Source organism: Auritidibacter ignavus (assembly GCF_003703835.1).
GTDB lineage: Bacteria > Actinomycetota > Actinomycetes > Actinomycetales > Micrococcaceae > Auritidibacter > Auritidibacter ignavus.
Map to the genome: position 1 here is coordinate 35,259 of NZ_RDQR01000012.1, position 22,378 is coordinate 57,636.

Genomic DNA, 22,378 nt, shown 5'->3' on the forward strand with positions numbered 1-22,378 from the left:
GGTCGTTGGGTGGTTGCGCGCATTGCGCCGTGCGTTAGTCGGTGCCGGTATCAAAGGCAGCCGAAAGTCCCAACTCGTCGGAGGTCTCATCGGGCTGGCCGGTAGCGGAGGCAATATCGGCGGCGCCTCCGACCTCGAGTTCACCCATCAGCTCACCGGTCGGGCCGGTGACCATACCGGTGGTGGCATACCGCTCCAGTCGAGACCGGGAGTCAGCGATGTCCAGGTTGCGCATCGTCAGCTGGCCGATGCGGTCTTCGGGGCCGAAGGCGGCAGAGCCGACGCGTTCCATCGACAGCTTCTCCGGGTGGTAGGAAAGGTTCTCACCGGTGGTATCCAGGATGGTGTAGTCATCACCGCGACGCAGACGCAACGTGACCTCACCGGTCACTGCCGAGCCCACCCAGCGTTGTAGCGATTCGCGCAACATCAGCGACTGCGGGTCGAACCAACGACCCTCGTACATCATCCGCCCGAGCTTACGACCCAGCGTGAAGTAGTTATCGAGAGTGTCCTCGTTGTGAATGGCATTGAGCAACCGTTCGTAGGTCACGTGCAATAGAGCCATCCCCGGAGCCTCGTAGATGCCGCGAGACTTGGCCTCAATGATGCGGTTTTCGATCTGGTCGGAGACGCCGAGACCGTGACGGCCACCGATTTCATTGGCCTTATAGACCAGCGCCACCGGGTCTTCGAAGCGCTCACCGTTGATGCTAACCGGGCGTCCGGCTTCAAAACCGACCGAGACTTCCTCCGAGGCAACCTCGATCTCTTCGCGCCAGGTGGGGATACCCATGATCGGTTCAACAATGTCCAGGCCGGTGTTGAGGAACTCCAGTTGCTTAGCCTCGTGGGTCGCGCCCCAAATATTGGCGTCAGTGGAGTAGGCCTTCTCAGCTGAATCGCGGTAGGGGTAGCCGTGCTCGACCAGCCACTCGCTCATTTCTTGACGGCCACCTAGCTCATCCACAAAGGCAGCATCCAGCCAGGGCTTGTAGATCTGCAACTTGGGGTTGGCCATTAGGCCGTAGCGGTAGAACCGCTCAATGTCATTGCCCTTATAGGTGGAGCCATCACCCCAGATGTCAACGCCGTCTTCTTTCATAGCGCGCACCAGCATGGTGCCGGTCACGGCACGACCCAGCGGGGTGGTGTTGAAGTACGTCTTCCCCCCAGAGCGGACGTTGAACGCACCGCAGGCTAGGGCAACAAACCCTTCTTCCACCAGTGGCTTCTTGGCGTCCACGAAACGAGCGATTTCGGCACCGTAGTCCTTGGCACGCTGGGTGACGCCTTCCAGGTCCGGTTCATCGTACTGGCCAATATCGGCGGTGTAGGTGCACGGCGTAGCACCCTTTTCCCGCATCCAAGCCACAGCACAGGACGTATCGAGACCTCCAGAAAAGGCAATTCCGACGCGTTCACCTGTGGGCAGAGAAGACAAAACCTTAGACATAACTCCTACCTTATCGCCGAGGGCCGGTTGACCGGAATTCTTAACCCATTATGAGCCTGACCCGAGTTCTAGCCTCAAGACTGGGGCAACACTAGGCTGTCAGACATGACCGATCAGCGCTCTTCCAGCAAGCCCTCCGCCGATTTCGAACCCTTGCAGAACTGGATTGCTCCGGGCGAGACGCGAGAGCAGAACCAGGGTCTGATTATTGGCGGAAACCCGACCACCGGCCCATATGCGCTCGTGTACTTCTCGGCAGCAAAAACCCAGCCACTGGCGATCTTCTCCGACCGTGACGACGCGGTGGCTACGGTGTCTCTGATCAATAGTCTGACCACGTCACCGGCCAGCTCCCGGATCGGTGGGGCACACGTGCGCGAGGCTGAGACCTCCCAAGCTCCCGGGGTGCAATACCTTGGTTTCACGCTGACCACCAACGAGGAAAATAAGCCGGTTCCAGACACCACCAAGCCGGTCGCCCGGATGTGGGTCCTACCCCATCGGCAGATGGAAGCCATTGCCCTGATGGAAGTTGATGGCCCTAACGGCCACCGAGCCCTGTGCCGGTTCTTGGACGACGAGGCGGCCAATCTCTTCGTGTCCACCATGGACGCCATCTTCGCCAGCATCTCGGACCGGGTCGCCTAAGCCACTATGTCGAGCCTGTAGGACACCGACACCACCAGGCTCGCACGCGAGCCCCCTCCGCCCCGGCTCATATTGTTGAACAAGATCTTGCAGATATTGTTCAACAACCTGTAAGCTACCCTCACAATATGCGTGACTCAGTTCACGTCACGGAGATACCATTCACCCGCGGAGGCCGCTGTGTCCAACACCCACGAAGAGGCAGGTCCCACCACGACCGCTGTATCCGAGCAAGAACCCACCGTCTCGGAAACCACCAAAAAATCCAAAAAGCCCAAGAATGTTCGTCGCACCGCCTTGTTGGGTGCGATGTTCTTAATGGCCACCAGCTCGATTGGTCCGGGCTTTATCACCCAGACCGCCAACTTCACCGTTCAGCTCGGGGCCGCCTTCGCATTTGCGATCTTGGCGTCGATCCTCATCGATATCTGTGTGCAACTCAACGTCTGGCGCGTTATCGGTCTGTCCGGGATGCGCGCCCAAGAACTGGGCAATAAAGTCCTCCCCGGCATCGGCTGGGTGCTAGCCGGCTTGGTCTTCATCGGCGGCGCGGTGTTCAACATCGGTAACATCGCCGGCGCAGGACTAGGCACCAACGCCATGTTCGGAGCAGATGCCCGTATCGGTGGCGCCATCTCGGCCGTGCTGGCTATCCTGATCTTCCTCTCCAAGCGCGCCGGTATGGCCCTGGACCGCATTGTGGTGATCTTAGGCGCCGTGATGATTCTGCTCATGCTCTACGTCGCCATCGTCGCTGCCCCACCGGTAGGCGAAGCCTTGAAGAACACCGTGATGCCCGAGCAGGTCGATATGTTGGTGATCACCACACTGGTCGGCGGTACGGTGGGTGGCTATATCACCTTTGCCGGCGCCCACCGCATGATCGATTCCGGCATTCGCGGACCCGAGTCCGTCCGTCAGATCACCAACACCTCCATTCTCGGTATTGTCGTCACCGGTGTGATGCGCGTGCTACTGTTCCTGGCCATCCTCGGTGTGGTTGCCTCCGGCGTCACGCTGGCGGCTGATAACGTGGCTGCCGATGCGTTCCGCCACGCCGCCGGCGAGATTGGCTTGCGACTATTCGGTATTGTGCTCTGGGCTGCCGCGTTGACCTCGGTCATTGGCGCCGCCTATACCTCGGTTACCTTCATCACCCGTTCTGACGGTAGCGTGAAGGTCCGCAACTGGCTCACCATCGGGTTGATCGGTGTCTGCACGGTGATCTTCTTATTCGTCGGCCAGGCCCCACAACAGTTACTGATCTTTGCCGGTGCCTTCAACGGCCTGATTCTGCCGATTGGTTTCGGGGTGTTGCTGTGGGTGGCCTGGCGTCGTCGCGACCTGTTGCAGGGTTATCACTACCCGCGCTGGCTGGTGGTGATCGGAACCTTGGCCTGGGTGCTCACGCTCGTGCTGGCCGTTACCTCGTTCCTGCCCGCCATCGAGCTGATGACCGGTAACGCAGCATGACACTAACCCCCGCTCACGCCCGCCAAGCATTCCGTGCAGGACGGTTATCTCCCACCTCGGGACTGTGCGATGGTTATGCCCAGGCGAACCTGCTGATCGTGCCGCGTCACTACGCTTTCGATCTCTTGCTCTTCGCTCAGCGCAATCCGAAGCCCATGCCGGTGCTAGGAGTCCTGGAGCCGGGTCAGACGAGCTCGGAGCTGATCCCCGACGGCGATATCCGCACCGATGCACCCCAATACCGGGTCTACCGCCACGGCCAGTTGGTCGATGAGCCCCAGGACATCACCGGGCTGTGGCGGGACGATCTGGTCAGTTTCCTCATCGGCTGTTCGTTCACCTTCGAACGTGCCTTGGCTCAGGCGGGCATTCCGCTCGCTCATCAGCTCCACGGGCGGAATGTGCCGATGTATACCACCACTGTGCCGTGTCGGCCCGCCGGAGCAATCCGCGGGCCATTGGTGGTGTCGATGCGCCCGGTTCCTGCCGAGCACATCGCCGAGGCGGTACGGATTACCTCTCGCTACCCGGCCGTGCACGGGGCCCCGGTCCATATTGGCGCCCCCGAACAGATCGGGATTACCGACCTGTATTCCCCGGATTTCGGGGATCCGCCAGCCGAGATCCCGCAGGGCTGGTTACCGGTATTCTGGGCTTGTGGTGTCACTCCTCAGGCAGCGGTGATGGAGTCAGCCCCCGATCTGGCCATCGGGCACGCGCCCGGACACATGATGATCACCGATGCCCGGGATGCCGACTACCAGGTTCCCTAACCGGGTGTCCTCACGACGTGGTGCCGGCGCCTCGTCGCTGAGCGGTTCCGGATCGTTTTGGGACTGGGACATAAAGGTCAGCAACAGTGATTCAGCCCGAGCGAAATAGGGCGGGATCAACGCCGCAGCTTCTTCGCGCTGGTCCTGTAGCAAGCAGGTGACCACGTGCCGGTTGTCGTCGACAAACATCGAGTGAAAATCGGGAACTTCGGCCATGCCGTGAAAAACCAACCGCACTCTGGCCAGGGTGCGTTCCATGAGTTGAATCAACGAGGTGGACCCGGTCATCGAGGCAATGGTTTCGTGCACCAGCTGATTGACATCGGCCATTTTCGACACGGCCCCGGCCTCCCGGTAGTCCAGCGCCGCCGTGGTGGCCTCATCCAGGGTGCGTAGCTGCTCATCGGTGAGATGACCCCACATGATAGCGGCCGGTTCAATCATGCGACGCAGTTGATAGATTTCGCGCACATCCTCGTGGGTGGGTCGAGCGACGAACACGCCACGGTGCGGGATTTTCTCGACGAGCCCGTCTTCGCCCAGCAAATGAAAGGCCTCACGCAAAGTGTTGCGGGAAATGCTCAGGCGTTCGGCCAGCCGGTGCTCGCCTAATTTAGTGCCGGGCACTAACTGGCCGTGGGAGATCTCAGCGCGCAACCTCGTGGCAGCTCGCTCGGCTGCCCCACTGAGCTTACTCACAGTGTCCTAGTTCCTCTCCCCGTCTCACGGCATCGCCCTCGTTAAAGGACTCACGCCGGAAGATTCCCGCCATCGGAGCCCGCAACGTAGTTTCGGTCTTCATCGCTTCAACGACCACAACCGGGTCTGCGGTCTCGACCTGATCGCCGTCAGCGACTAACCACTTGACGATACTACCGTTCATGGGGGCAGTCAACGCTGTTGCTGACCGTTCAGTCGTCGCATCCTGGCCGGTCGAGTCCTCATCGCAAGCCCCGCCAGAACCGTGGCGCAGGGCACGGTAGAGCTCCTCGGGCAGACCCAAGGCGTGTGCTTTACCGTCCAGAGTGATGGTGATTTCTCGTCGTGCGGAACCCGGATGGGTCAGATAAGGCGAAGCCTGCAGTTCAGGGGTGAACTCGTCTTCAATCCAGGTGGTATAGACCCCGAACGCTTCGGTACTGGTGAAGTCCTCGGTCTCCAGCACCGCTTGGTGGAAGCCCACCACAGTCGGCACCCCGGTAATCACCAGTTCTTTTAGGGCCTGGCGCGCCCGAATCAGCGCTTGTTCGCGATTGGCACCGGTGATAATCAGCTTGGCCAGCATGGAATCATATTCCCCGGGAACCACTGAGCCGGAGACCACCCCGCTGTCCAGGCGCACGCCCGGACCGGTAGGAGACTCGAACCGCTCCACGGTCCCGGGGCTGGGCACAAAGCCCAACGCGGGGTCTTCGGCGTTGAGCCGGAATTCAAAACTGTGCCCGGTGGGTTCGGGGGTTTCCGTGAAGCTCAGTGGCAGTCCGGCAGCAATCCGGAACTGCTCGGCGACCAGATCGACCCCGGTGGTTTGTTCGGTGACGGGGTGTTCGACCTGCAACCGGGTATTGACCTCCAAAAACGAGATCAGCCCGTCGGGGGCCACGAGGTATTCCACGGTGCCGGCACCGGTATAACCGGCCGCCCGACAAATATCCTCGGCCGAGTCGTGAATCCGCTGGCGTTGTTCCTGGCTCAACCAGGGGGCTGGAGCTTCCTCAATGAGTTTCTGGTTGCGTCGCTGCAGTGAGCAGTCGCGGGTACCGACCACGACCACATTGCCGTGAGTATCGGCCACGACCTGGGCTTCGACGTGGCGGGGCCGCTGTAAGAAGCGCTCAACAAAGCACTCGCCGCGACCGAAAGCGGTGCGAGCTTCACGCACCGCCGAATCGTAAGCGGATTCGATGTCATCGACACGGTGGACGATCTTCATGCCGCGTCCGCCACCGCCGAAGGCGGCTTTAATGGCGATCGGCAAGCCGTTCTCTTCAGCGAAGGCTCGAGCCTCATCGGCAGATTCCACCGGCCCGTCCGAGCCGGGAACCAGCGGGGCACCCACCTCCACGGCCAGCGCCCGGGCGGAGAGCTTATCTCCCAGGGTGGCAATGGCGTCGGGACTGGGACCGATCCAGGTCAGTCCCGCCTCGATCACGGCACGGGCGAAATCGGCGTTTTCTGACAGGAACCCGTACCCGGGATGCACCGCGTCGGCCCCGGACCGGCGGGCGATCTCCAGGATTTTGTCGATATTCAGATAGGTGTCGGCCGAAGCGGATCCCTCCAGCGCGTAGGCTTCATCGGCCACCGCGACGTGCAGGGACTCAGCATCGGGGTCAGCGAAGATCGCCACCGAGGCCAGATGACAGTCCCGGGCTGCCCGGGCAACGCGCACCGCGATTTCGCCACGGTTGGCGATCAGGACTTTGGACATCCGCCCGGAGAGTTGCTGGACTGTGGTGGCGGTGGCTTCAGTGTTGGTCATGGTGGGTGTCCTTGCCTGGGTTGTCATCAGTTGTCTCGTCATCAATCTGGAACCTCACGGTGGCTCCGGGTGGCAATTGCGCGGCTAGGTCCAGGTCGTCCTCAGTCACCACACCGATCACCGGATACCCACCGGTGACGGGATGGTCGGCCAAAAACAGCACCGGCAGACCCGATGGGGGGACTTGCAGGGCTCCGGTCACGGCTGGTTCAGACGGCAGTTCCGCGTCCTGAACCCGTTGTAGCGCGGTGCCACCCTCGGAAAGTTCGAACCGCACGCCGATGCGGTTGGAGTCGTCGGAGACCCGCCAGGGTTGGCCAGTCAGCTGTTCCAGTCCGGCGGGACCGAACCAGTCATCGCGTGGCCCGGGGAGCACCCGCAGTACGGTAGCTGGCCCGTCGACTCTCGGCAGAGTGGGGTGCACTGCTGGTTCGGCAGTTCCGGTGGCGGCTAGGGGGTGTTGGGGTTTATTGACCGCAAGAACGGCGCCTTCCCGCACCGATTCTGGTCCGATGCCCGACAGCGTGTCGGTAGCGCGACTGCCAAGCTGGTCGGTCGCCTCCAGGCCACCTCGGACTGCCAGGTAGGTGCGTAGCCCGGCCTCAGGGGTGGGAAGGTGCAGGTGTTCACCGTCGAAGAGCGCAAAAGCTGCGTTGACCGGAGCCTGCCGAGAACCGGTCGGTGCGGTCTCCGGGGCCCAGATCTGTGCAGGGGTGCCGGTTCCGGTGAGTGCCAGCACGTGGTGCCCGCGGGCTTGGATCGTCAGCCCGCCCATGAGCACTTCAAGGACGGCGGCGTCGGAGTCGTTACCGACCAGCCGGTTGGCTTGCCGGGCCGCGGCCCGATCGGCCACCCCGGAGTGGCTGACTCCCAGATCGGCGTAGCCGGGCCGCCCCAGGTCCTGCACCAAGGTCTGGAGTCCGGTGGTGATAATTTCCAGCCCGTGTTGCGGTGTTGCGGTGGCACTGAGTTTCTCGTGTGGTTGCTCACCAGACCGGTGATCGGTGGAGTTCTGGGTGGTGGTCAGCCGTTCCCGGACGGCGTGATACTGGACGCGGTCACCGGGGGCAACCAGCGCTGGAGAGGGCCGGTCAAGATCCCACATCACTGCGTTGGTGTGACCCAGAAGTTGCCACCCGCCCGGTGAGGCTTGGGGATAGACGGCGGAGAATTCTCCCGCCACGGCCACCGACTGTGCTGGTACCCGTGTACGCGGCGTTGGCCGGCGAGGAATGGAATAGCTGTCGCCGGTGGAAACCAGATAGGTGAATCCTGGGGCGAAACCACCGAAGGCGCCCAACCATGTGGTGCCGGTGTGCCAGTTGATCACCTCATCGACACTCATGGACAACTGGGTGGCGACTTCGCAGAGATCTGCACCGTCATACACCACCTCGACGGTGATCAACGCGCCGTCGTGCGATGCGGCATCCGATAAGTTCCACTGGCTGATGTTTTCGGCGGCGTGGCGGGCTTCGGCGTCGGTGTCAAAGAATAGCCCCACGGTGCGAGCCGTGGCCAGGACTTCGCGTTGGCCTGCGACCGGGTGGGTGGACAGGCGCTGGTGGAGCGCCATGACCTGATCGATATCGGCGCATTCCACCAGAAAGCAGCGACGACCGGCCCAGCGGATGGTCGGGGCGCTCATGCGAAGGACTCGATCGTCACACCGGCTTCTTCCAGGCCACGACGCACCGCGGCAGCCATCGACACTGCCCCGGGTGTGTCGCTGTGAACGCAGATGCTACCGGCGTTGACCTGTATCTCGGTGCCATCAACGGCTTCAATGATGCCTTCTTTGGCCAGACGCACCATCCGGTGGACGACCTCCTGCTCGTCGTGGAGCACCGCGCCGGGTTGCCGGCGGGAGACCAGGGTCCCCTCCGGGGTGTAACCCCGATCGGCAAACGCTTCATAGACCACGGGCAGTCCCGCTGATTCGGCCAGGGAGGCGGCAATAGAGCCGGGCAGAAGCAACAGTGTCAGTCCGTGACCGTGGGTGACCAGCGCATCGACCACAGCTTCGGCGTGTTCGCGGTGATTGACGATGGTGTTATACAGCGCGCCATGGGGTTTGACATAAGCCACCCGGGTACCAGCTGCTGTGGCCATCGCATCGAGGGCCCCGATCTGATAGAGCACGTCGTTGCGTAGCTGGTGAGGGTCCTCATCCAAGAAACGACGTCCGAATCCAGCGAAGTCGTTGTAGGAAACATGGGCGCCCACCGTGAGCCCGCGCGCAGCTGCAAGCTGGCAGGTGTTGAGCATAATGGAGGGGTCGCCCGCGTGAAACCCACAGGCCACATTGGCCGACGACACTGAGGAGAAAATCGCGGCGTCATCACCCATGGTGTAGTTCCCGAAAGACTCTCCCACATCACTGTTGATATCGATCGTGAGTTTGTGCTCAGCGTTCACGACGTGTCCTCCGTCTCATCTCGAGTGGTGTAGATCTCTAGAATGCCACACAACCCTCAAATTGTTCAACAATCCGAGGGTTCTGTGAGCGTCGGAGGAGGTCTCGAGATCTAAGAGAAGTTCTCGAGCAGAATCTCAGCCAACCGTTCGGGTTGTTCCACGGGAATCTGGTGGGCGGCCTGATCGACGGTGGCCTGGGCACCGTGCTGCACCCGATCGGCAATCAGGTGAGCATCCGAGGAGGAACACACCTGATCGTCGGCACCGTTGATCGCCACGATCGGCACGGAAATCTTCGGCAGCGCTTCGCGCACATCGAAGGCACCCAGAGCTTCACATAGCCGAGCGAAGGACACCTGGTCGGCTTTTTCTAATACCGTCTGCAACGATTCAGCCCGGTCGGGGTGCTGGTCGGTAAAGCCTTCGGCGAACCACCGACTCACCGAGCCAATCACTTGGGTTGCGGTGCCGGCCGATTCGACCAGTTGGGCGCGCTCTTGCCAACCCGCCTGCTCGCCGATTTTGGCCGCGGAGGCCACAATGGCGATTCCGTCGAAGAGTTCTCCATGGTCGAGACCGAGCTGGAGCCCCACCTGACCGCTGATCGAGACACCGGCGTAGTAGACCTTGGCCTCCGGACCAATGGTTCCCTCAGCCCGCTGGGTGGTGATGATTGCAGCCACCGCATCCGCCAGGTCCTCAATCCGCACTTTGGCCTGGTGGGGCGGTGAGGTGTCGTGGCCGGGCAGATCCCAACCGATGACCCTGAAGCGCTCTGCCAAGTGGTTGGCCGCGTGCTGCCACAGCCCACGCACCCCGGTCCCCATGCCGGCTCCTACCACCAGGACATCTTTGTCGGTAGCAGGTGAATCGGTCAGCGAGACGGTATTGACCACCGGGGTGGATTGCTCGTCGCTCGCGTGCTTCAGCTGGTCGGTCATTGATTGGCTCCATTCTCGGCAGACGTCTGTCGTTGAGTGAGTCGGCCCCGATCGTGTTGCTTCCCCGCCTGACGACATTGTCAGGCACGGTTCGGCCTGAACTCTCACGACACTTCAGTTCACTTCAATTCCACCAGTGTAACGTGACTGGCTTAACATCAGAGGGCCATCAGGCCGATCCTCCGCGACACAAATTCCCAGGAAACGTTCATATTTCCTCCAGCGTCTAATCATCTGGGGTCATTACGATGTTAAACATCCTCTTCGAGGTGTGAGTGATGAGTAGAGCCGACCCGGTTGCTGTCGACAGCAACCGGGTCGGCTTCTTTAATGCTGGTCTGCCCCGTTTCACCCGGTTTGTCCTGGTCCATGGGCAGACAGGTCTCTGCACTATTCGTCCAATAGCACCGCAGGTTCAGCCAACACGGCAGCGATTTCACCTAGGTAGGTGGCAATCTCTGCTCCGTCGACCACGCGGTGGTCGAAGGAACCCCCGAGGGTCAGCACGGTGCGGGGCACGATCTGGTCATCCACCACCCACGGCTTCTTCGACCCTTTACCCAAGCCCACGATCGCGGTGTGGCCCGGGGTGAGGATCGGGGTTCCGGCATCGAGACCCAGCGACCCGAAATTGGTGATCGACACGGTACCACCGGCGAGTTCGGCCGGTTGGGTCTTGCCTTCTCTGGCGCGGGAGGTCAATTCCATCATCGCTCGCGCGATATCCTTCAGGCTCAACAAGTCCGCCTGCGGGATCACCGGTACGATCAGCCCGCGAGGCGTGGCGGCTGCGACCGCGACGTTGACGTGCTGGTACTGCACGATCTCGTCGGGTTGGCCATCTTGTGTCCCCGATTCCCACAGCGAGTTGAACTGAGGGTAGATCGTGGCGGCGCGGACCATGGCTCGGATGGCCAGGATCATCGGGCTAACTTTGATGCCTTCCCAGGAGGGTGAGGCCTTGAGCTGTGCCAAGAATTCCATGCTACGAGTGATGTCGACGTCTTTAAACACCGAGACGTGCGGAGCCTGCGAATACGACTGCATGACCGCGTTCGCGGTGGCTTTGCGCACACCTTTAACCGGGGTGCGCGCGACGATAGCCCGGGGATCGGTGGCCTGTGCCTGAGCTTGGGTTCGACCCGATGTTGCCGTGGCACCAGCGGGAGTGGACTGGTTCAGAAAGCCTTCCACATCCGCGCGGGTGACATCGCCGCGAGGACCGGTTGGTGTGACCTGCGCAAGATCGACGCCCTGGGTCTTGGCGAAGTATCGCACCGGTGGCTTGGCCAGCACGACAGTTGTCGTCGGTGTCGGACTCGGTGCTTGCTCCGGTGCTGACTCTGGTGCTGGGTCAAGCTTCTGGGTGGCCGGTCTCGGCTGGGCCGAGGTGGCGGCTTTTTTCCGTGCCCGGCGACGGGTAGCTTCATTTTTCGGCCCAGAACCCACCAAGGGTTTATCGGCCGCTACTGCACTGTCTCCGCTGGAGTCAGGTTCGTCGCCGGCGGTTGCTGAGTCGCCAATACCAATCAGGTCTTCACCGACCAGTACGGTATCGCCTACCTCGGCGAAGAGCTTTTGGATGGTGCCGGCAAAGGGGCTGGGGAGTTCAACCAGTGATTTAGCGGTCTCAATTTCGACCAGCACATCGTTGACGGCAACGGTGTCACCGACGGCAACCCGCCATTCGACAATATCGGCTTCGGTCAGGCCTTCTCCCACATCGGGGAGCTTAAAAATTTCCATGAATACCCCCTCAGGTTAGAAAGCCAGTGTGGTGTCGACCGCATCCAGAATGCGGTCGAGATCCGGGATGTGGTCGTGCTCGATCTGCGAGGGCGGATACGGGATGTGCCATCCGCCTACCCGGGCGATCGGTGCTTGCAGGTAGTAGAAGCACCGTTGGGTCAGCCGGGCCGCGATTTCACCGCCGAGCCCACCAAACACGGAGGCCTCGTGGGCTACCACCATCCGGGTTGTGCGCTTCAGTGAGGCTTCCAGAGTGTCAAAGTCGATCGGTGACAGCGAGCGCAGATCCACCACCTCGATGCTGATTCCTTCAGCTTCGGCGGCTTCGGCAGCGGCCAGTCCGACCGCGGTCATCGCGCCCCAAACCACCAAGGTGAGATCTGTGCCTTCTTTGGCCACCACGGCCTTCCATGGGTCGGCTGCGTGACCGGGATCGGAGAAGTCGACGATACTGCGGGCGAAGTAGCGACGCTTGGGCTCAAAGAGCATCACCGGGTCGTGGCTACGAATTCCAGCCCGAGTCAGCCAGTAGGCGTCGTGGGCCGTGGAATAGGTCAGGATCCGCAACCCAGCGGTATGAGTGAACAGGGCCTCGGGTGATTCACCGTGGTGTTCCACAGACCCGATCCCGCCACCGTAGGGTAGTCGGATGGTGACCGGAACCTGTTGGGCCCCATCCATGCGGGCATGGAGTTTGGCCAGCTGGGAGGTGATCTGGTCAAAGCCCGGGTAGACGAACCCATCGAATTGGATTTCGGCCACAGGGCGGTAACCAGCTAGCGCCAGCCCGATCGAGGTGCCAATAATCCCGGATTCGGTCAGCGGCGAATCCACCACCCGGTCGCCACCAAATTCGGCTTTCAAGCCCTCGGTGACACGGTAGACCCCACCGAGTGAGCCGATGTCTTCGCCTTGCAGTAGCACCTTGTCGTCGCTGGCGAGTTCATCGGCCAGGGCCTGGTTGATGGCTTGACCAATGGTCAGTTTCTTCGTCGCAGTCTCGGCGGTAGCGCTCATCGTTCACCGCCGTTCGCGACGGGTTCGTCAGCAAAGCCGGCGTGGTACTGACGGTATTCAGCTAGTTCTTCATCAATCAACGGGTGTGGCTCCGCGTAAGTGTTCTGCATGAACTCTTCGAGGGTCAACGTGTTCTCTGGCGCCATCGCCAAGACCATGTCGCGCAATTGATTGGCTTGTGCATCGGCATCCGTGGCAATCTGTTCGAAGAAATCGTCGTCGACCTTATATTGCCGTCGCAAATAAGCTTCTGTGCGTCTCAGCGGATCCAACCGGGCGTAGGCATCTTCCTCGTCCTTGGTCCGGTACTTGGTGGGATCATCAGCAGTGGTGTGGGCCCCGCGCCGGTAGGTGTGCGCCTCAATCAAAACCGGGCCCTTGCCGGAACGAATGCGTTCGGCAGCCCACTGGGTGACGGCAAACATCGCGATAGGGTCATTACCGTCAACGTTGATGCCTTCGAAGCCGTAGCCGGCTGCGCGGGTGGAAATCGGTACCCGTGATTGGACGTTAAAAGGCACAGAAATAGCCCACCGATTGTTCTGGCAGAAGAACAGGGTGGGCGTGTTTTGCGATGCGGCATAGACCATACCGGCATGGACGTCACCTTCCGAGGAGGTGCCGTCCCCGAAACAAGCCAGCGTTACCGGGGGGCGATGTTTTAGATCAGCACCCTGCCATTTGGCGTGATCGAGTTTGGTGCCCCAGGAATACCCCACGGCTTGGGGAACTTGGGTGCCCAACACGATGGTGTAGGGGTGAATGTTGAAGTCGCGAGAATCCCACCCGGAGTTTTTGGCACCGCGGAAGAACGTGAGCATATCGCGCACGGGAACTCCGCGATGGAAAGCCATCACATGCTCACGGTAGGTGGGGAAAATGTGGTCGGTGTCATCCAGAGCAAAGACTGCCCCAGCTTGGGCAGCTTCTTGACCGAAGCAGGAGGCCCAGAGTACCAGCTCGCCTTGACGTTGCAGGCTGGTGGCCTCGTTATCGATTCTGCGGGTCGTTGCCATCAGCTGGTAGAGCTGCTGGAGTTGTTCCTGATTGAGGTGATCCGCGTGGGACTGGAATCGATCCGCAGTGTGGGAGGGCTGATAGATTCCATCCGGGTCGAGGAATTGGACAGTGTCGGCAGGTAGGTCAGCGGGGATCTTCTCTGACCCATCATCACCGACGGGGACAATAGAGGTTCTCTCGGTCATGGCAAGGTCCTTCCTGGTCGTCATCGCGTTGGAATGGGTGACTCCAACACGTGAGAACTATCACTAATCTACCAGGAGAACCGCGAAACCATGCCGGACAGTTGTATAATGCTCCGCCGGTTGCGGGGGCGACTTACCGAGAGACGTTGAAGAACTCTGCCACCATCTGCAACAACCGCTCATTGGCTTCAGCTTCACCAATGGTGACGCGCACGCCTTCTTGTCCGAACCCGCGCACGGACAGACCCCACGTCGCGGCCTTCTGTACGAATTCCGGGGTGCGTTCGCGAAGGTCCAGCCAGAAGAAGTTTGCTGAGCTTTCGGGTACCTGAATACCCATGGCGTGCAGCTCACTCAACACCCAACGACGCTGTTGCTGGACGATGGCCACCCGCTTATGCACCTGGTCGAGGTTCTGCAAAGAAGTGATCGCGGCGGTTTCGGCGATGGTGGAGGTTGCAAACGGGGTAGCCATCACGCGCACGTGGGGCATCAGGTCCGGATGCACCAGCGCATAGCCGATCCGAAGATTGGCCAGCCCGTGAGCTTTGGAGAAGGTTCGCACCACGGCCGCATTGGGGTAGCGGGCAAAGAATTCCAGGCCATTGACGGCCTGGGGGTCCTCGATAAATTCCACGTAGGCTTCGTCGAGGACCACGAGAACATCAGCGGGAACCTTGGCCATGAATTCATCGACCTCGGCGGTGGTCAGCACCGGGCCGGTGGGATTATTGGGGCTACACAGCATGATCATCCGCGTTGCCGGGGTGAGTGCGTCGGCCATGGCCTGCAGGTCGTGACGACCGTCGGCTAGCAACGGGACCCGAATATCTTGGGCGCCTGCCGAGAGCACGACAATCGGGTAAGCCTCAAAGGAACGCCACGGGATGATGACCTCGTCACGGGTCCCGTCGGCGCTGGTGCCCGCCAGAGTGGACACCAACTGGGTGAGCGCACCCAGCGATCCGGCGCCGATCACAATGTCGTCGGGGTCAACGTCCAGGGTCTCTCCCAGTTCCTGGCGCAGAGCGGTGTACATCGTGTCCGGATAGCGGTTGAGAATCTCACCGGCAGGTCGCTCGTGGTCTTCGGTCGGTGCGGCGCTGAACAGTTCGGCCAGCTTGTCGATCACCGCTGGCACCGGGGCGTAGGGGTTCTCGTTGGACGAGAGCTTATAGGAACGCAAGCCCGGCACCTCCCCCGAGGGTTTCCCGGCAACATAGGCGGGCAGCTCGTTCAACACGGCGCGGGGGTAAACTCCGTTTGTGGTGCCAGGCTGCTGAGCCTGGTGGTGGTCGCGGGACGCGGAAGATTCAGGGACATTCATAAAAACCATCGTATCGTTGAATGGTGCTCACCACATTTTCACCTTCGTGTGCCACGATGAGGACATGAGATTCTTGCTCAACACCGCTGTTACCGCGGTGGCTGTGTGGCTTGCCACCTGGCTACTACCCGGAATGTATTTCGTCGGCGCCAGTTCGACCGGGGAGGAAATCCTTGGACTCCTCGGTGTCTCGGTCATCTTCGGCGTGGTGAACGCCGTGATTGGCCCGTTTCTGCGGGTGCTCTCGCTGCCGGTCACCTGCCTGACATTGGGGTTATTCACTCTGGTGATCAACGCTGTGTTGTTGTGGCTGAGCACGTGGATCTCTCAGATTTTCCCGGTGCACCTAGAAATTGATGAGTTCTGGTTTACCGCCATTTTCGCCGCCATTATCATCTCCTTGGCCTCAGCCATTATGCAGCGAGTGCTCGCAGCGCTGTTTCCGCCAGCCGAAGCCTAAGGCACCGGCCTGTTAGGAGGGCAACGGTGGCATGCTGATCCGGGGCGGCCCTAATGGGCTCGTGGTGGGGCTTAGGGTCCGACTGTTCTTTCCCACGTCTTGCATGACAGAGTGGGCGCCCTCTGCGATCCGGTCTAACGGATTACGGGGTGCTCCGGGATCGCGGCGCTGGAGCGAATAGGTTTTGGTGGCCACCGCCCCAGTGGTGATTCCAGACAGATGCTGTAGCTGATGCTCCAGTTGCCCCCGAACCACCGGATCCGCCACTGCGTCCCGAGTCATTTCCTCCAGGTTATGCCAGCTGTGCCCGGCACCGAACGCCCCGGATTCAGCGGGGTCTGCTCCCGCAGGGAGATCTTCCAGGATCACTCGGGAATGGTTCACTCCCCCATCGGGTACCGGGCCGCTGAGCGCGGTCGCCCGGTCTCTGATGTGCTGAAACCCGAGATAAATAGTGTCTGGATCGTGGTCGACGTGGTGGTCTGGTGCACCGTAGGTGACAACCGCCTCCACATCGTAGACGTCAGTGATCTTGGGGTTGGTCGCCACCGTTGAGGCATGCATACCGCCTTGGGAATAGCCGCTGAAGATCACCTTCGCCCCCTCGGGCACCCCAGCTTCTGCAAGAATCTCGACGGTGGCATCAGCGACGTGTTGAGACCCTAAGGTCATCCCTTCCCGCATTCCAGTGGCACCCCAGGCATTTTCTTCAAATCCGAAGTCTTGAAGTAGTTGTTGGGGGTTGAATAGCTCGTCAGGGTCTGAGATGTCCAGGTCATCAAATTGTGACCCCGGGTAGCTGACCGTATAAACCTCCTCGCCACTGTCAAGAGTGATCCTGCCAACCTGCATGGATGATTCTCCAGCATTTTCAGGGAAGGACCCCTCCTGGTGCTTCAGCAACCACGCAATACTGCCATCCGCCCGTCCAGCCTCGGCCCACCCTTGGGCATCGGTGTCACCTTTCGTGGTGTTTGTGGTGTCATACCGGCCGACTCGCAAAAGTCCCGCCGTGCCAACCACGCCTCCGGCCAGCATCCACAATGCTTCAGTCTGGGAGAGCTCCGGGTTGTCGGTTATCAGTTTCAAACCGGCTTCAGTGACATTGGCTACTGTGCCAAGAGCAAGGCCGCCGGCCGGACTAAAACCAACGTGGAGCAGGTTTAATACCGCTTCGGGCCCGTCTTCGAGTAAGCGGGCTAGGTCTTCGGTGCGGATATCTTGGCCGGTCACCAGATCCCCCAACATTCGTGTTCCGGACACCGCCAGCATTAAGGAAGACATCTGCTCTTCGACCACGCGTTCTGCCTGACGGTATCCTGCCACAGCGAAATCCACGCCCTCCGCTAAGCCGTAGGATTCAGTGGCCAGCCAGGCCAGTCCTGAACTCACCTCGACAGCACGGGCCCGTACCTGGGCTCCTGAAGGAACGGTCACTGTTGCGAAACTCAGCGCACCACTCCACGCAGTAGCTTTTGCCCCCAGTACCCCGGCACGCACTGCAATGTCTTTCAAGAATTGACTACCACGTTCCAGTTCTTCAAGATTGCCCTGGATTGACGAGGCTCCACCCACCACCGAGGCCATCAGCACACTCCCGTCGCAATATCAGCGACCGTGGACCGGGCCGCGTTCAGAGCATCCCGGGCCTGGGCCGCCTGGACCCGTAGCTCGTCGATTCCCTTCCGGCCCGCCTGTTTCATGGCAAGCGCTGAGTCAGAGATATCCCGGGTCTTCGCCTCGGTACGTCGGGTCTTGTCTTTGAACGCTTCCCCGGCCATCGAGTGCCAGTCCAGGCCACTGATATCGCGGAGTCGGGAGGCCAGCTGCTCAATTTCTGCCTGAACCCCCTGAACTTCGTCCACGACCGTTTCCAGTGCCAGGGTGGCTTTCTCGATGGCGGCCACTCCCAGGTCTCCCACCCCGGGTCCCTCCGACCACTGCTGAATGTGGGGGGCCACATGCGTGCAATACGCTCCGGTGGCGGTTTCAATCAGTGTCATCTCGCGCCTTTCGTCTCCTGCGTCATCTCATAACTCATCGAATCAACGTATCGACGAATTCAGCGTAGGAAGCGCCCACGTTCTCCACCGTCTTCTCGGGCCAACAGTGGATAACCGTTGCAAACCTTCAAGCCTGTGGACCGGGCGGGAAAACGTGCAAAAATAGAAAAATGACCTCCACTGATTCTTCACTCGCGACCACCGATTCTGCACGTCGTTCTTTAGCTGACGCCGGGGCAGTGCTCGGACCCCTGGATGGCCGGTATCGGTCATCCGTTTCGGAGCTCACCGAGCATCTTTCCGAGGCGGCACTGAATAGAAATCGTGTGGTGGTGGAGGTCGAGTGGTTCATTCACCTGTGTGAACTTCAGGTCCTGCCTGGTTTGGACCAGCTCTCCGCCGACCAGAAGCACGAGTTACGCCGGCTGTACACCGAGTTCGACGCTGCCTCGATCGCCGAACTGGCTGAGTTTGAGGCCACCACCGTCCACGACGTCAAAGCCGTGGAATACTTCATCTCCGCCCATCTGAAAGACATGGGACTGCAGCGGCTGACTTCGCTGGTGCACTTCGCCTGCACCAGCGAAGACATCAATAACCTCGCCTATGCCCTGGGTATTCGCGATGCGATCCACCAGGTCTGGATCCCGCGAGCGCAAGAAACGATCGACACGATCACCGAGCTCGCACAAGGGTGCCAACACACCCCGATGCTCTCACGCACCCACGGCCAGCCGGCAACCCCAACCACCCTGGGCAAAGAATTGGCGGTGTTTGTCCACCGCCTGCAACGCCAGCTGGATCGCATCTCCCGCCAGCAATACCTGGGCAAGATTAATGGCGCCACCGGCACTTACGCCGCCCACCACGTGGCTGTCCCCCACGCTAACTGGCCGGTAATTGCTCAGTCCTTTGTGGAAAGCTTAGGGCTGAGCTTTAATCCCCTGACTACGCAGATCGAATCCCACGACTACCAGGCAGAGCTCTACGATGATCTCAGCCGGTTCAACCAGATCCTGCACGGGTTCTGCCAGGACGTGTGGTCCTATATCTCCATCGGCTATTTCACCCAGGTCCCGGTTGCCGGGGCGACCGGGTCCTCGACCATGCCGCATAAGGTCAATCCGATCCGTTTCGAAAACGCCGAGGCCAACTGCGAGTTGTCCAATGCCATCCTGCACACACTGGGTCAGACCCTGATCGAGTCCCGGTGGCAGCGCGACCTGACCGACTCCACCTCCCAACGCAATATCGGGGTGGGGCTGGGCCACTCGGTGCTGGCCCTGTCCAACGTCACTCGCGGGCTGGGGCAACTCACCGTCGCCGAACAGGTGCTGGCCGCGGACCTGGATAACAACTGGGAAGTACTCGGTGAGGCCATCCAGACCGTGATGCGCGCTGAAGCCATTGCCGGCACCGAAGGCATGGAACAACCCTACGAACGACTCAAAGAACTCACCCGCGGTCAGCGAGTGACCCCCGAGCGGATGCGCGAGTTTGTCCGGTCCTTGGGGCTGAGTTCCCAGGCCGAGGAGCAGCTACTGAAGCTCACCCCCGCGGCCTACACCGGGGTGGCCGCACAATTGGCGGCCGAAACGCTTGAGGGACGTCGCTAACGCGAAGCCTCACCAGTGTGTTAGCGTCATTCATCCTGGCCCAGACCGACCCAGACGATATCCAGGACCAACAGCCCCGCGGGATCGATGAATTCCCGGAACCCACGGAGCAGATGCCAGACTCTTCGGTGGACTATCTGCCCGATATTGTCTATTTTGCCGACCTATCCGGGGTGTTCTTCTTCGCGGTCTCCGGTGCACTGCTGGCCTCCCGGCGTGGTTTCGACATCATCGGCTCGGCGCTGCTGGCAGCGCTGACCGGACTGGGTGGCGGTGTGGTCCGCGATGTGATCATTAACGCTGGGGTCCCCAATGCGTTCGCTTCCCCGTCCTACATGATCCCGGTGGCCCTGGCGGTCTTACTGGTGTATATCCGAGTCATTGACTCAGACCGGCTCCGACGCACGATCCTGGTGTTTGATGCCGGAGGACTCGCTGTGTTTTGCGTGGTCGGTACCCTGATCGCCACCGATGCGGGGCTACCGGTCGTCTCGGCAACACTTTTGGGCGCTGCCACCGCGGTCTTTGGCGGGCTCTTACGCGATGTGGTGGCCAACCAGATCCCGGCCATCTTCAACCCCCACGATATCTATGCCATCCCGGCGGTCTCCGGCGCTGCGGTGGTGGCAATTTTGAACGCCTTGGATGTCTACGAGCCACTCTGGGGTGCCGTGACTGCCGTGGCGGTGTTTAGTTTCCGACTCGTGGCCCTGCGATTTAAGTGGCATGCTCCCAGCGCGGCTTTTGGCGGGACCTTCGCCTGGCCCTGGCAACGTATCGATCCCAAGCCTGACGATGAAGAGGAATTAGCGGACGAGTTGGAGGATGAACTCGACGAGCTTGATGGTCCCGATGACGATCCAGGTTCTGACTCGGATGATTCAGATCCCGATCACGGCCCCGACAAGTTCTAGGGTGTGTGCCCGGTGTCATAAACAGGCCGTTTTCTGGGGGCTGACGTTGAGCATTGATAAATGACGGCCATACTTGAACAACGTCGTGAGCGCCCGTCTGCTGACGCCCACCGAGCCCTAGTCGCGCCGCTGTTCTGCCCCGGCGGGGAGACACCTGCCACGCTGGCTGCGTTCGCCACTTTTGCGGTGGGATGTATTGCCCGTCGGCTGGGAGGGTTGATCATTGGTCATGTCGGCGACCACTACGGCCGTCGCCCCGCATTGTTGCTGACCGTCATGGTCATGGGTGTGGCTACCGCCGGCATCGGGCTCTCCGGGGCCACCACGCTGGTAGCCGAATTTGTTCCCCAAAACGGCGTGGACTGTTCACCTCATTCGTCGTGGGCAGGCCTGCGGCCGGTATCGCCCTGGCGACACTGGCGTTCCTGGCGGTTTTCATCCGCCAACGGCTGGAAGAAACACCCGAGTACTTAGAGGCACGTGACCGCACCGAAGAACGAGAGGACCAGCAGCGTGCTCCGGTCTCACGACTGTTCCGCCACCATTTGCACGGATTGGTCACCGGGTTTTTGATGATGACCGGCCACAATGCCATCAACTACACCCTGGCGGTGTTCGCCATCTCGCCGATGACCTTCGAACACGTCGGGCTCTCCCGCCCGGCCGCCCGGGGCGATGATCGGCTCGGTCACCGCTTTTGCGATCCTGCTCGGTCTGGCCTCGAGTTCTGCGTGGCTCGCCGTGCTGGCCGTAGCGACCGGCGACGGCCTGGTCATCACCTTCACCTCGGGAGGCCAAGGTGCCTTCCTGGCCGGTTGTTGCCTGCTGTCACTGGTGGCCGTGGTGTTCGCTTCCCGCGCTCAGCACTGAGGGCGGTATCGGCAGGGTACTAGTCCTCGTGGTCGTTGAGCATGTGCGCTCCACGGTTGGTGAGTGCGAAAATCAGATCGTCCTGTGTCACCTGGGTCGCGCCACGTAGCACTGCGGCCTTGGCGGCGTCCTGGGCGGCCAGCACCAGTTCGGCGTGGCTGAGTCCGGGCATGTATTGGCCGTACACGTCGGCCTCATTGACCGTGACGTCCGGAGCCAGGTTACCCAGTTCATTGCGCATCACCTGGACCGCCACCCGCGGGTCTGGTAGCGAAAAGTTCAGCACGACGTCGAAGTGGCGGAACATGTACCGTTCCAGCGCTTCCCGCCGATTGGTGGCCGCCAGCGCGATGGAGCCGGGCTGAATCTCGTCCAAAAACATCATGAACGCCCGGAACACGCCACGGTCCCGGGCGTCGCGGTGTTCGATGGCGACGACGCCGAACATGTCGAATAAGAAGATCGCGTTGCGTTGCGTGAGTTTTTTGAATACGCCCCGCAAGGACCGAACATCCTCATCTTCGGAGTAGGCCGCCAACAGCGAGTCCAACCAGACGGTGACCAGTGGCAACCCCAGTTCTGAGGCCAAAATTTTGGCGGTAGCGGTTTTACCAGTCCCGGCCGGGCCTTCTAAGAGCACCCGGTAGGCTGGGTAGAGGCCGGCTTCTTTGAGTTCTTCTTCCGAACGGTGCTCGGCAATCAGTTGCCGGAGCCGTTCGATGAGGTCATCAGAGATGATCAGATCATCCAGATGTCCCTTGGGGCGGGTGACCTCAATATATTCGGTCAGGTCCGAATCAACCAACGCGTCGGTGTATTCGGCGTCGAGGTCTTCGTCTTCGCTGGCTTTCTCACCGGTGGCAGCATTGACCGCGTTGTGAATCTCTTGGGCGGAGTTGCGTCGCCCGTCGCGTAGCTCGCGGGTAGCAACGTCGCGGGCCACCGCATAGAAGCTTTCGTCGTCGCCGGCAGCGTGGTTGGCGACTAAGGCAGAAATGTCGTGGCTTAGCCCTGACATGGAGAAAT

21 protein-coding genes are annotated in these 22,378 nt (G+C 60.9%); 8 read left to right on the forward strand and 13 right to left on the reverse strand.

Annotated elements, in window-relative coordinates:
- Positions 1-34 precede the first annotated feature (34 nt).
- On the reverse strand, positions 35-1,456 hold the full coding sequence (gene argG, locus DYI20_RS07380) for an argininosuccinate synthase (protein WP_122549226.1): 1,422 nt from the start codon (positions 1,454-1,456) through the stop codon (positions 35-37).
- 105 nt (positions 1,457-1,561) lie between these two features.
- On the opposite strand from argG, the gene DYI20_RS07385 reads away from it, so the two are divergent.
- The 3 genes from DYI20_RS07385 (at position 1,562) to DYI20_RS07395 (ending at position 4,350) form a co-directional block, all read left to right on the forward strand.
- Positions 1,562-2,104, forward strand: coding sequence for a hypothetical protein (locus DYI20_RS07385; protein ID WP_122549227.1), 543 nt, complete (start codon positions 1,562-1,564; stop codon positions 2,102-2,104).
- A gap of 297 nt (positions 2,105-2,401) precedes the next feature.
- Positions 2,402-3,577 carry an NRAMP family divalent metal transporter gene (locus tag DYI20_RS07390; protein ID WP_233242879.1) on the forward strand — a complete coding sequence of 392 codons (1,176 nt, stop codon included), beginning with the start codon at positions 2,402-2,404 and terminating at the stop codon, positions 3,575-3,577.
- The gene (locus tag DYI20_RS07395; RefSeq protein ID WP_110122989.1) at positions 3,574-4,350 is read left to right on the forward strand and encodes a putative hydro-lyase; all 777 of its coding nucleotides are present in this window, start codon (positions 3,574-3,576) and stop codon (positions 4,348-4,350) included. Before DYI20_RS07390 ends, DYI20_RS07395 begins: the two co-directional genes overlap by 4 nt.
- On the opposite strand, the gene DYI20_RS07400 is transcribed toward DYI20_RS07395, so the two are convergent.
- The 9 genes from DYI20_RS07400 to DYI20_RS07440 form a co-directional block, all read right to left on the reverse strand.
- Positions 4,267-5,049: a GntR family transcriptional regulator gene (locus DYI20_RS07400; protein WP_122549228.1), complete on the reverse strand. Its 783-nt coding sequence runs from the start codon at positions 5,047-5,049 to the stop codon at positions 4,267-4,269. The genes DYI20_RS07395 and DYI20_RS07400 overlap by 84 nt on opposite strands.
- Positions 5,042-6,781 (reverse strand): acetyl/propionyl/methylcrotonyl-CoA carboxylase subunit alpha, encoded by a 1,740-nt coding sequence (locus DYI20_RS07405; RefSeq protein WP_122549238.1) that lies wholly within the window; start codon positions 6,779-6,781, stop codon positions 5,042-5,044. The genes DYI20_RS07400 and DYI20_RS07405 overlap by 8 nt, the downstream gene beginning before the upstream one ends.
- A gap of 37 nt (positions 6,782-6,818) precedes the next feature.
- Positions 6,819-8,480, reverse strand: a complete 1,662-nt coding sequence (locus DYI20_RS07410) for a 5-oxoprolinase subunit B/C family protein (RefSeq protein WP_122549229.1) — start codon at positions 8,478-8,480, stop codon at positions 6,819-6,821.
- Complete coding sequence (locus DYI20_RS07415; protein ID WP_255580650.1) at positions 8,477-9,250, reverse strand: LamB/YcsF family protein; 774 nt, start codon at positions 9,248-9,250, stop codon at positions 8,477-8,479. Before DYI20_RS07415 ends, DYI20_RS07410 begins: the two co-directional genes overlap by 4 nt.
- 110 nt (positions 9,251-9,360) lie before the next feature.
- Complete coding sequence (locus tag DYI20_RS07420; protein ID WP_166769842.1) at positions 9,361-10,191, reverse strand: alpha/beta fold hydrolase; 831 nt, start codon at positions 10,189-10,191, stop codon at positions 9,361-9,363.
- A gap of 390 nt (positions 10,192-10,581) precedes the next feature.
- Positions 10,582-11,937, reverse strand: coding sequence for a dihydrolipoamide acetyltransferase family protein (locus DYI20_RS07425; protein ID WP_122549230.1), 1,356 nt, complete (start codon positions 11,935-11,937; stop codon positions 10,582-10,584).
- A gap of 15 nt (positions 11,938-11,952) precedes the next feature.
- Complete coding sequence (locus DYI20_RS07430) at positions 11,953-12,957, reverse strand: alpha-ketoacid dehydrogenase subunit beta (protein WP_110122979.1); 1,005 nt, start codon at positions 12,955-12,957, stop codon at positions 11,953-11,955.
- Entirely contained in the window at positions 12,954-14,162 is a 1,209-nt protein-coding gene (locus DYI20_RS07435) for a thiamine pyrophosphate-dependent enzyme (protein ID WP_110101417.1), read from the reverse strand. The genes DYI20_RS07430 and DYI20_RS07435 overlap by 4 nt, the downstream gene beginning before the upstream one ends.
- A gap of 133 nt (positions 14,163-14,295) precedes the next feature.
- Positions 14,296-15,489, reverse strand: a complete 1,194-nt coding sequence (locus DYI20_RS07440) for a histidinol-phosphate transaminase (protein WP_110110952.1) — start codon at positions 15,487-15,489, stop codon at positions 14,296-14,298.
- A gap of 64 nt (positions 15,490-15,553) precedes the next feature.
- On the opposite strand from DYI20_RS07440, the gene DYI20_RS07445 reads away from it, so the two are divergent.
- Positions 15,554-15,949: a phage holin family protein gene (locus DYI20_RS07445; RefSeq protein WP_110098154.1), complete on the forward strand. Its 396-nt coding sequence runs from the start codon at positions 15,554-15,556 to the stop codon at positions 15,947-15,949.
- A 12-nt stretch (positions 15,950-15,961) separates the two neighbouring features.
- Here DYI20_RS07445 and DYI20_RS07450 read toward each other — a convergent pair whose 3' ends face one another.
- Complete coding sequence (locus DYI20_RS07450; RefSeq protein ID WP_147472544.1) at positions 15,962-17,536, reverse strand: hypothetical protein; 1,575 nt, start codon at positions 17,534-17,536, stop codon at positions 15,962-15,964.
- A complete protein-coding gene (locus DYI20_RS07455) occupies positions 17,536-17,952 on the reverse strand; it encodes a hypothetical protein (protein ID WP_110122982.1) in 417 nt (138 codons plus the stop codon). The genes DYI20_RS07450 and DYI20_RS07455 overlap by 1 nt, the downstream gene beginning before the upstream one ends.
- A 170-nt stretch (positions 17,953-18,122) precedes the next feature.
- Between DYI20_RS07455 and purB the strand changes: the two genes are divergently transcribed.
- From purB to DYI20_RS07475, 4 genes are all read left to right on the forward strand, one after another.
- Positions 18,123-19,568, forward strand: a complete 1,446-nt coding sequence (purB, locus tag DYI20_RS07460) for an adenylosuccinate lyase (protein ID WP_122549232.1) — start codon at positions 18,123-18,125, stop codon at positions 19,566-19,568.
- Between the two features lie 17 nt (positions 19,569-19,585).
- Positions 19,586-20,482, forward strand: a complete 897-nt coding sequence (locus tag DYI20_RS07465) for a trimeric intracellular cation channel family protein (RefSeq protein WP_341771012.1) — start codon at positions 19,586-19,588, stop codon at positions 20,480-20,482.
- 60 nt (positions 20,483-20,542) lie between these two features.
- Complete coding sequence (locus tag DYI20_RS07470; RefSeq protein WP_122549233.1) at positions 20,543-20,956, forward strand: MFS transporter; 414 nt, start codon at positions 20,543-20,545, stop codon at positions 20,954-20,956.
- A 201-nt stretch (positions 20,957-21,157) separates the two neighbouring features.
- A complete protein-coding gene (locus DYI20_RS07475) occupies positions 21,158-21,352 on the forward strand; it encodes a hypothetical protein (protein WP_122549234.1) in 195 nt (64 codons plus the stop codon).
- A 19-nt stretch (positions 21,353-21,371) separates the two neighbouring features.
- On the opposite strand, the gene DYI20_RS07480 is transcribed toward DYI20_RS07475, so the two are convergent.
- On the reverse strand, positions 21,372-22,370 hold the full coding sequence (locus DYI20_RS07480; protein WP_110101413.1) for an AAA family ATPase: 999 nt from the start codon (positions 22,368-22,370) through the stop codon (positions 21,372-21,374).
- Between the last annotated feature and the right edge of the window lie 8 nt (positions 22,371-22,378).